Annotated in this window: 10 protein-coding genes; 5 read left to right on the forward strand and 5 right to left on the reverse strand. The window is 60.0% G+C overall.

Annotated elements, in window-relative coordinates; translation table 11 throughout:
* Positions 1-26: 26 nt before the first annotated feature.
* The 5 genes from BGO89_02415 to BGO89_02435 all read left to right on the forward strand — a co-directional run bounded on the left by BGO89_02415 (position 27) and on the right by BGO89_02435 (position 6,212).
* On the forward strand, positions 27-473 hold the full coding sequence (locus BGO89_02415) for a hypothetical protein (GenBank protein ID OJX59291.1): 447 nt from the start codon (positions 27-29) through the stop codon (positions 471-473).
* 14 nt (positions 474-487) lie between these two features.
* Positions 488-1,255: a phosphonate ABC transporter ATP-binding protein gene (locus tag BGO89_02420; GenBank protein OJX59292.1), complete on the forward strand. Its 768-nt coding sequence runs from the start codon at positions 488-490 to the stop codon at positions 1,253-1,255.
* Positions 1,252-2,259 (forward strand): phosphonate ABC transporter, permease protein PhnE, encoded by a 1,008-nt coding sequence (locus tag BGO89_02425; GenBank protein OJX59293.1) that lies wholly within the window; start codon positions 1,252-1,254, stop codon positions 2,257-2,259. The genes BGO89_02420 and BGO89_02425 overlap by 4 nt, the downstream gene beginning before the upstream one ends.
* Before the next feature lie 79 nt (positions 2,260-2,338).
* On the forward strand, positions 2,339-2,623 hold the full coding sequence (locus BGO89_02430) for a hypothetical protein (protein ID OJX59294.1): 285 nt from the start codon (positions 2,339-2,341) through the stop codon (positions 2,621-2,623).
* 133 nt (positions 2,624-2,756) lie between these two features.
* Entirely contained in the window at positions 2,757-6,212 is a 3,456-nt protein-coding gene (locus BGO89_02435; protein ID OJX59295.1) for a DNA polymerase III subunit alpha, read from the forward strand.
* A gap of 41 nt (positions 6,213-6,253) precedes the next feature.
* On the opposite strand, the gene BGO89_02440 is transcribed toward BGO89_02435, so the two are convergent.
* From BGO89_02440 to BGO89_02460, 5 genes are all read right to left on the reverse strand, one after another.
* The gene (locus BGO89_02440; GenBank protein ID OJX59296.1) at positions 6,254-7,255 is read right to left on the reverse strand and encodes a hypothetical protein; all 1,002 of its coding nucleotides are present in this window, start codon (positions 7,253-7,255) and stop codon (positions 6,254-6,256) included.
* 10 nt (positions 7,256-7,265) lie between these two features.
* The gene (locus BGO89_02445; protein OJX59297.1) at positions 7,266-7,760 is read right to left on the reverse strand and encodes a hypothetical protein; all 495 of its coding nucleotides are present in this window, start codon (positions 7,758-7,760) and stop codon (positions 7,266-7,268) included.
* Positions 7,760-8,362, reverse strand: coding sequence for a hypothetical protein (locus BGO89_02450; GenBank protein ID OJX59298.1), 603 nt, complete (start codon positions 8,360-8,362; stop codon positions 7,760-7,762). The genes BGO89_02445 and BGO89_02450 overlap by 1 nt, the downstream gene beginning before the upstream one ends.
* A complete protein-coding gene (locus BGO89_02455; protein ID OJX59425.1) occupies positions 8,346-8,813 on the reverse strand; it encodes a hypothetical protein in 468 nt (155 codons plus the stop codon). The genes BGO89_02450 and BGO89_02455 overlap by 17 nt, the downstream gene beginning before the upstream one ends.
* Positions 8,814-9,019: 206 nt before the next feature.
* Positions 9,020-10,375: a hypothetical protein gene (locus tag BGO89_02460; protein ID OJX59299.1), complete on the reverse strand. Its 1,356-nt coding sequence runs from the start codon at positions 10,373-10,375 to the stop codon at positions 9,020-9,022.
* Positions 10,376-10,394: the final 19 nt, after the last annotated feature.

Consider the following 10,394-nt stretch of genomic DNA (forward strand, 5'->3'; position numbering starts at 1 on the left):
TACATGACAGGCGGCTGGCGGAGCTGATGGACAGGCTCGCCATGGGTACGATCACACCCGAAGAGCATCGGATGCTGACCACGCGCCTCGGCCAGAAGGCCATGGACCGCATCATCGATGCCGAACAGGCCCTCAGGGATTCCATGTCGGCCGTTTCACATACGACGACGACCGAGGCCTTCCTCCCCGCACTGCAGCGCCGTATCGCCGCCCTGCCCACCCGTCCGCGATGGCTGCGCCTGCTCATACGCTGGAGCGGCGCCATCGGCATCATGATCATGCTGGCCGGTATCGCCACCGTCATCCAGGTCGTGCCCCATGCCTTCATCGATGTCTCGATGGAACTCCTGCCTTCCAACATTCCCATCGTGAGGGTGCATCACGGCATTCCGCAGGACATCCTGCTCGCCGTCGCCGTGACGCTTTTCTTCGGCATCATCGCCGTATGGCGCATGGAGACGTCTCGCCGCTGATTAGTTTTGCGGCCATGCAGCCATTCGTTTCGGTGAAGCATCTGTTCCTGACCTATCCCAACGGCTATCAGGCCCTGAGGGACGTATCCTTCGATGTTCACGCGGGCGAATTTCTCGTCGTCATCGGTCTGAGCGGTTCGGGTAAATCCACGCTCATGCGCACGATCAACCGACTGCTCGAACCGACGGAAGGTTCGATCGTCGTGAACGGTACGGACGTCACGCACGTCGACGGCGAAGCCCTCCGCAGGCACCGAGCCCGGATCGGCATGATCTTCCAGCACTTCAACCTGATCAAACGGCATAGCGTCCTGCGCAACGTTCTCTACGGCGCGCTCGGCTCTACGCCGACGTGGTCCTCGCTGGCCGGACGGTTCACGCAGGACCAGCAGTCGATGGCGATGGACAACCTGAACGTGGTCGGCATCGCCGACAAGGCTCGCCAGCGGGCCGATGCCCTGAGCGGTGGCCAGCAGCAGCGCGTCGCCATCGCACGGGCATTGATGCAGCGGCCGGACCTCCTGCTCGCCGACGAGCCAGTGGCCTCGCTCGATCCCGCTACCTCCCATTCCGTGATGAGCTATCTGGAACGCATCAACCGCGACTACGGTACCACGGTGATCTGCAATCTCCACTTCCTCTCCCTCGTCCGCCAGTACGCTACACGCGTGATCGCCCTGCGGAACGGTGAGAAGGTCTTCGAAGGCCTGCCTGCCGATATCACCGACGAATGGTTCAGGACGATCTATGGCGACGATGCCGCCGAGGTGGAGATCCGATGAAACGTAGTTCCACGGCCGCCATCATCGATCTGTGCGCAGGCGCCTACCTCGCAGCCATCGCCGTATGGGTCATCGTTCCTCGCGTGATCCTCGATACCAGGCCGCCGGCCGCATCCACGACGTCCATCGTCGCCATCGTCGCGGCGGGCCTGCTCCTCGCCATTCTGGGACTCGCGACAGGTGCCTCGCTCGGACGTCTGTTCCAGCGCCGTATCGACGGCGATACATGGCAGCATGCCGTGGCATCGCATATCGGCTGGCTCACGCTGGTCAGCACCGTCATCGCCGGCTGGGTCATCACGGAGATCTCTCCGGTCGACCTCTTCAGCCAGCAGGGCCTGGAAGGTGCGGGACGTATCTTCAAGGCATTGCTGTCCCCCAACTTCGACATCCTCGGCGAAGCATTGCTGGCGATGGTGGAGACGATCTACCTGGCCTTCATGGCCACGGCCATCGCCGTGCCGTTCTCCTTCGTGCTGAGCTTCTTCTGCGCACGCAATCTCATGGCCCACAATGGTGTCGCCCGAAGCATCTACGTCGTGCTGCGCGTCTTCACGAACTTCTCGCGGTCCATCGAACCGTTGATCTGGGCCATCATCTTCTCGGTATGGGTCGGTATCGGTCCCTTCGCCGGTATGCTCGCCCTCGTCGTCCACACGATCTCATCGCTCACCAAACAATACAGCGAGCAGATCGAAGATGTCGACCACGGTCCCATGGAAGCCATCGAAGCCACGGGTGCACGCCGCGCCCAGGTGATATGGTTCGCCGTCGTTCCCCAATGCGTGATACCGTTCCTGAGCTTCACGATCTATCGCTGGGACATCAACGTGCGCATGGCCACGGTCATCGGTCTGGTAGGCGGTGGCGGTATCGGCAACATGCTGATCCAGTATCAGGGACTGGCGCGCTGGAACGAAGTCGGAGCCATCGTCATCATCATCGCCATCGTCGTATGGATCTTCGACGTGGTTTCGGCCAGGGTGCGTCAGGCCCTGCGATAGGGTGCGTGCCGGAGCCACCCAATTCCGGGACGTCCGGAACGTCAACAGGGGCGTTGTTCCACATCATCCGGTCAGATACATGACGATCCACAAGGAAGTAGCCACGGAATACACGGCAGCGGAGATCAAGGCCTATCTCGACGACAAGGTGCTGCCCCGGCCGGAGATCAAGGCCCTGTTTTCGTCGGCGGTATGGCACGGCAACATTCTCGAAGTCAAGAGTCCGCTCGGTCAGGGTACGCTGGACGTACGTGACAGGCTCGTCGTCATCCACATCGAGCTGAGCATTCTGGGTGGTGCGGCCAAGGGCAAGATCGAGTCCAAGCTGGACGAGATGGTGAAGGGAATCGGCAGCGGCCGCTGAGGTCCGTTTCGTGTCCCGATCGGCTCCCCGCCTGCTGTCCCGGACTGTGGATAAAGAAGTACATGCTTTCATTTGGGCCCCTCGGTGATCCGTGGCAATTTGGATTCCCCGCCCTACGTGAACAGAAGACGCCATGCCTGAATTCGTCCATCTCCATAATCACACCCACTATTCCCTGCTCGACGCCGCATGCACGCCGCAGCAACTGGTGAATGCCGCCGTCGCCGATGGACAGAAGGCCATCGCCCTGACGGACCACGGCGTCATGTTCGGCTGCTTCGAATTCTACAAGAAGGCGAAGAAGGCGGGCATCAAGCCCATCGTGGGGTGTGAAGTCTACATCGCCGTCAAGAAGCATACGGACAGGGAGAAGGTACAGGACGCGGGCAAGAAGCGTAACTACTATCACCTCGTCCTCCTCGCCAAGAACGATACCGGCTATCGTAATCTGATGAAACTGACCTCCATCGGTCACACGCACGGATACTACTACAAGCCGCGGATCGACTTCGACCTTCTCGCCCAGCATCACGAAGGCCTCATCGCCACGTCGGCCTGCCTGGCAGGACCGATCAACGCACCGATGCTCGCCGGCGATCACGAGACGGCTTATCGCAACGCCAAACTGCTGAAGGACATCTTCGGCGACGACTTCTACATCGAGCTGCAGGATCACGGCCTGCCCGAGGACAAGCACGTCCTGGAGTTCGCACCACGCATGGCCCGTGAACTCGGCATCAAGCTCGTGGTGACGAACGATGCGCACTACATCAGGAAGGAACATGCCGTCCCGCACAACGTGCTGCTGAACATCAACAAGGATGCCACGCTCGCACGTACGGGACAGTTCGACGTCAAGCGGGATCTGCGCTACAAGGTCGACCAGATGTACCTGAAGACGCAGGCCGATATGGTCGAGCTCTTCAAGGACTACGGCGAAGGCATCGAGTCGACGCTCGAAATCGCCGACAAGATCGATCTCAAGATCTCGACCGACCTGCAGATGCCGCTCTTCCCCATTCCTCCGGAGTCCGATGCGACGACGCTCGAGGATTATCTGGAAGAACTGACGATGCAGGGACTGGAGAAACGCTATCCGGTTCTCACGTCCGAAATCCTCGATCGTACATCCTTCGAACTCAGCGTCATCAAACGCATGGGCTTCGCCGGATACTTCCTGATCGTGCAGGACTTCATCCGTGCCGCACGGGATATGGGAGTACGCGTCGGCCCGGGACGGGGCTCGGCGGCCGGTTCCATCGTCGCCTATGCCCTGGCCATCACGAACATCGATCCGCTGAAGTACGATCTGCTCTTCGAGCGCTTCCTCAATCCGGACCGTGTGTCGATGCCCGATATCGATATCGACTTCTCCGACGACAAGCGCGAGCGCGTCATCGAATACGTGAAGGAGAAGTACGGCGCCGAGTCCGTTGCCCAGATCATCACCTTCGGTACGTTGTCCTCACGCGCCGTCCTCAAGGATGTCGGCCGTGTTCTCGGCATCGACGTCGCGACGATAAATTCGATCACCGACAAGATTCCCGTGATCATGGGCAAGGTCAAGCCTCTCGTTGAGGCCATCGAACTGCCTGAACTCCGGTGGCTGAAGGATACCGGCGATCCGAAGCTCAAGGACCTCATCGAATACTCGACGGTACTGGAAGGCTTCGCACGGAACTCATCGCTCCATGCCGCGGGTGTCGTCATCGCGCCCGGCCCAATCTCCGACTTCGTGCCCGTCTACCAGACGCCGAATTCAGAACCGGCCACGCAGTACAACATGAAGGACCTCGAGGAAGCGGGACTCCTCAAGATGGACTTCCTGGGGCTGCGGACGCTGTCCATCATCGACAACACGCTCGAACTCATCAAACGGAATCATGGTATCGACATCGATATCGATGCCGTGGACTTTGGCGATCCGAAGACCTACGAGTTGTTCGGACGGGGCCAGACACTGGCGGTCTTCCAGTTCGAATCCGAACCGATGCAGAATGCCCTGCGTCAGCTCAAGCCAACCGTCCTCGAAGACCTCATCGCCATGAACGCCCTCTATCGGCCGGGTCCAATGGACAACATTCCCGACTTCATCGACCGGAAGCAGGGACGTAAGCCGATCGAATACCTGCATCCCATCATGCAGCCCGTCCTGGAGCGTACCTATGGCATCATCGTCTATCAGGAACAGGTGATGCAGCTCGTGCGGGACATCGCTGGCTTCACGCTGGCGCAGTCGGACGTGATGCGCCGCGCCATGGGCAAGAAGGACGAGAAGCTCATGCAGGAGCAGAAGGCCCTGTTCGTCGAGGGCGCGCAGAAGCATGCGAATCTCCAGTCCGATCTGGCACGCGAGATATTCGACCTCATCCTCAAGTTCGCGTCCTACGGCTTCAACAAGTCGCACTCCGCAGCCTATGCCTATCTGGCCTTCCAGACGGCATGGCTGAAGGCCAACTACCCTGCCGAGTTCCTCGCGGCGAACATGACGGCGGAACTGAACGACCAGAACAAGATCGTCGCGCTGATCGAAGAGGCGCGACGCTTCGGCATCACCGTACTTCCGCCCGACGTGAACAGATCCATGGCGACGTTCCTGGCCGACAAGAGCCTGATCTATTTCGGCATGGCGGGGATCAAGAACGTGGGCATCGGCGCCGTCGAATCCATCATCCGTGCGCGGGAAGACGCCCCGTTCACGTCGTTGTTCGACTTCACGGCACGGGTGAACAGCAAGGACGTCAACAAGCGCGTCCTCGAAGCGCTGGTATGTTCGGGAGCGTTCGATTCGGTGAAGCACGGCCATCGCGCGCAGTTGTTCGCCGCCATCGAGAATTCCATCGAGTATGCACGCCAGATCCAGGGCACGGGCAGCTCTCACATGGAGAGCCTGTTCGGCGAAGCCGAGGAGATCAAGCCGAGCGAGCCGATGCTGCCCAACTTCGAGGAATGGCCGGAGCGCGATCGTCTCAAACGCGAGCGCGACTACCTCAGCTTCTATATCTCGGGGCATCCCCTCAAGGAGTATCACGTTTCCGTATCGTCATACTCCAATCTGCTTCTCTCACGCATCGATCCGGCGAAGTCAGGATCCGTCGTGCGTCTGTGCGGCATCATCTCCGACATCCGGACGCGCCTCGACAAGCGCGAGAATACCATCGCCTTCGTCAAGGTCGAACAATATTCGGGATCGTGCGAGTGCGTGTTCTGGAGCGACAAGTTCCGGCAGTTCGCCGAGGTGCTTCAGCCCGACGCAGTGCTGGTCTTCATCGGCAAATGCGAGATCAACGGCGATAACGTCAAGATCTTCGTCGACGAAGCCCTGACACTGGAACAGGCCGAGAAGAAACTGACGAAGGGCTATCTTATTCGCGTCAATCCCGACCAGGTCGAATACGACACGCTGAAACAGTTGCGCGACCGCTGCAATACGTCCGATGCGATGGACAGCCTCAAGTTCCTGGTCGTCAAGGGTGAAGGTCGTGTCCAGTACACGTCGATGCTCAAGATCAAGGCGTCGAAGGAGACGACGAAGTTCCTGACCGAATCCTTCGGTGATGGGAACGTCCTGATCGATGTCGAGTCGTGATGCGACGTTGATCGATGAGCCATCCGTCGCGATCCAGGTCCCTACTGCCCGTTCGATGATAAACGTCGATAGCTTTCGATGAAGGCTGCCCGTTTGTCGATGAAGACGTTGTGGCTGGCTCCTTCGATGATGATCGTCCTGTCCTTTCCGAGAACGTCCCGGATGGCCTCGATGTGCACGGGATCGAAGAGTCCGTCATCCATACCGGCGATGAAGCCGACCGGCATGAGGGCGATGAGTCTGCGCCACGTTTCGCCCATGTTCAACATCGTGTAGCGTTCGGCCATGTAGATGCCGATCGTCGGCCCCGGCGTCATATCGCGCATGAGCTTCGCCGCGGAGTCCTGCCGCACGGCGGTCATGATCGTGTCCGCTTCGGATGATTTCACACGTGGCGTATAGGCTCCGGTCTGCATCGCAAGCGCGAAGCAGCGGCTCGCATAGATGAGTCCGGCCGTATCGAGGGTTCGTATCTGTCGTACCTGTTCCCTGAAGCGTTCCGTCGTATCGGCTCTGTCCAGCAGCGCCCGGAAGGTGCGTTGGTAGGACAACGGCGAGCTCGCGATGCAGAGCGAGCGGCAGCGATCGGGATGGGCAAGTGCATAGAACGCCGCCAGCGTACCGCCCCAGCTATGCCCGAGGAGGTGGAACGTCTTCAGGCCGTACCTCGCGGCAACGGTATCGATGTCCTCATGGAGATCGTCGAAGGTCCATCCGCCACGCGGCCGGTATCCCCTGCTTCGTCCGCAGCCTCGTTGGTCGAAGACGATGACGAAGTAGCCTGTCCGTGCCAGTTCCTTCGCGGCTCCGAGTTCGAAACCGACGCTGTTGTACCCGGGACCGCCATGAACGAAGATCACGGCGGGATCCGCGGGATCTCCGTAGGACTTGTGATAGAGCGTATCGACATTCCCCGCCGATGACAGGGCGGGCATGCTGCACCACAGGATGATGGTCAGCATCAACATGACGAGGTACTCCACGCGTGGAATACCGTCGCTGGAATCATGGTCCCGTTCGATACCTCTCGTGCGATTCGTCATACGATGGCGGTCAGTTCTCGTCGGGACCCTGCCGATGCATGCGCCGTGCACGGCTCATGATGCGCCGTGAGAGTTCTTCCTGGAACCTGGATTCGAAGACGAGGTACTTCGCATACTGTTCGACCGACAGCAGAGGCCTGACGCCTTCGTTGCGAGCCGCCACGGCATTCATCAGTTCCTTCGTCTTCTGGGTGAGGGCATCGCTCTTCGCCGTCAGTTCGGACTGCGAGGCCTTCTTGTCCAGGGCCTTCATGACGTCGTCGGCCGCATTGTCGACGGACTGCTTGGCCGTGAAAACCTGGTTCTGGAGCTTGTTGTAGGCACCGAAGAACTTCTCGACCTGATCGCCCTGCAGGCCGAGGACGTCCAGCAGTTTCACCTTCCGGAGATCCTCCACCTTGCGAAGCATGGCTTCGTGATGTTCTTTCCGGGGTTGCGCGACTACCGTGGAGATCATGATCGTCGCGATACCGGCGGTGAGCAGAAATGTCCGTAGCGTTTTCATCAAAGTCCTGCGAGAAGCTGTTCTACATCTTCATCCGTAAGGGCGGAAATCGTCCTGGTCGGGGGATCGTCCCGGTGCTGGCTCACGAGTTGGTCCACGATGTCCTCGTCGTAGAGCGTGGTCACGATGGCATCGGTCGCCTGCGGGACGTGGGCCGTACCGATCGGATTCTCCATCGAAAGCACCATCCTGTAGGGCTCTTCCGAGGAATCGATCATGTTCTCCATCGCCACGACCGGTTCGGCGATCGGTTCGACGACGGCATTGCGATCGAGTACGAAGAAGGCCACGGCCGCCACCGTCGCTGCGGGAAGGACGATCCAGCCGAGGAAGGCCGAGGAGCGCCTGGGGCGTTTCTTCAGCCGTTCGACGACATGGACCGAGAGGTTCCGCGCCGCATAGTCCATGGCATCGTTGCGGGCCGTACGGCTCATCGCCATACGGACGATCTTCATGTCATCCGCCTCGGTCTTCAGGTCGGGGTGATGAGCCAGAGCCGACCCGATACGCTCGGTTTCCTCCTGCGACAACAGGCCCGTGGCGTAGTCCGCGAGCACGGACTCGAGGTACTCTCTCGAGAGTCCGTTATCGCGCGTCGGCATCGTGTTCGAGCCAGGTTTCATAGTAGTCACTCGTACGTAGGGCCGTCGCGATCTTCTTGACGGCATGATGGTAGTTGGCCTTCAAGGCGCCAACGCTGGTGCCGACCATCTGGCTGATCTCGTCGTACGACAGCTCGTCGTAGTACCGGAGGCAGAAGGTCTCACGCTGTTTTTCGGGGAGCTTCGCGAGCACTCCCTTGAAGTAGTTCTCGAAATCGGATTGTTCACTCTGCTGCGACGGCGGAGGCTGGGTCGATACGACGTCGTGCTCGTCCTCACCCTCGCCGAAGGCGAAGAAGGAGACGATCCGTTTCCTGCGCCGCATATTGGAGCAGACGTTGACGGTGATCCGGTACAGCCACGTCTGCAGCGAGCTTTCGCCCTTGAACCTGTCCATTCCCTGGATGGCCCGGATGAAGACGTCCTGTGCGGCGTCCTGGGCGTCCTCCATCGACGAGAGGTAGCGGTAGGCTATGGAGAGTACGAAACGCTGGTGCCGACGCACGAAGATGGTCGCGGCCCGGTCACGGTCTCCCGTCCGGAACGCTTCCACGAGGTCGGCGTCGTTGTCCAGTGTCAAAATGGTCGTACTCACGAATGTGGCCCCGGAAAATACGAGGCTTTGTCACATGAGCGCGTATGGAGGTTTAACGGGCGTCAGGCCTTGGCCTTGAGCCAGCGACGGCCGCGCAGGACCACGAGCCCGACGACGGCGAAGATGGCATAGCCGATGACGATGGCCAGCCAGACGCCGTGCTGGGCGAGCGGCGTGGCATGCGACAGGACGTAGGCCAGTGGCAGTTGCAGGCCGAGGAGACATCCGGCAGTGATGGCCATGCTCGTGAACGATGCTCCTGCTCCGCTGATGACGCGTACCGAGACCACGCCGATGGCGAAGAAGATGTAGCCGAAGACCGTCGTATGGAAATACGACGTCGCCTCGCTGATCGTCGTCGGGTTCTTCGAATACAGTCCGGCGAACCACGATCCTCCGACCCAAATGCCGACAGCCAGCAGGGCCATGAGGATGGTGAGCTGGCGCATGCCCGAGCGATGATAGGCGAAGATACGCTCGATCTTGCCCGCACCCAGGTTCTGTCCCGTAGCCACTTCGATGGACATCCCCACGGCGAAGACACACATGAAGACGAGCATGTCGACGTTCAGACCGAGGGTATAGGCAGCGGTGACGGACGTACCGAAGCCGCCGACGATCATGAAGATGAACATCCGGTTGATGCCGACGGAGAGCATCTGGAGCGACGCCGGAAAGCCCTTCTCCGCTATACGGCCGAGGAGGCCGAAGTCGAGTCTGAACTTCGTGAAATTGAACCGTACGCCCGTCTTTCCCGTCGCGATGGCCCACATCGTCACGCAGCAGCCGAAGATCTGTGCCGATGCCGTGGCGAGCCCTGCTCCGGCCATACCCATTTCGGGGAACGGGCCGATGCCGAAGATGAGGAAGGGAGCGATGACGGCGTTGAAGATCGTCGTGAAGATCAGGACGACCATCGGGAAGACGGGATTACCCGTCGAGCGGACGATGGAGAACGTCTGGAAGTTCAGGAGGTTGGCGGCGACGCCGATGAAGAGCATGCTCATGTACGACAAGGCATAGGTGCCTACTTCCGTATTCATGCGCATGAGACCCGGTATGCCCGGCATGGCGATGTAGAGCAGGATCGTGATCATGAGCGCGATGAGCGCCATTCCTACCGTCGCCTGCGTGGCCGTACGGCCGGCCTCGTCGTGGTTCCCCTCGCCCACGCGCCGCGATACGATGATGCCCGTACCCACGCCGAAACCGCTCGCCAGCGTGAATACGAAAAAAGCCACCTGATCCGTGGATCCGATGGCTGCGATGGCCGCATCGCCCAGTCGACTGACGTAATACCGGTCGATGAGCGAATAGATCATGTTGATGAGAAAGCTGAATGCCATGGGAATGGCGAACAGACGCAACGACCGATCGACGGGATCGCTCGTGAGATTGACGGTAGATTTCATGTTCATGGCGCCGCTGTGACGAACA

The sequence above is a fragment of the Candidatus Kapaibacterium thiocyanatum genome, assembly GCA_001899175.1.
GTDB classification, from domain to species: domain Bacteria; phylum Bacteroidota; class Ignavibacteria; order Kapaibacteriales; family Kapaibacteriaceae; genus Kapaibacterium; species Kapaibacterium thiocyanatum.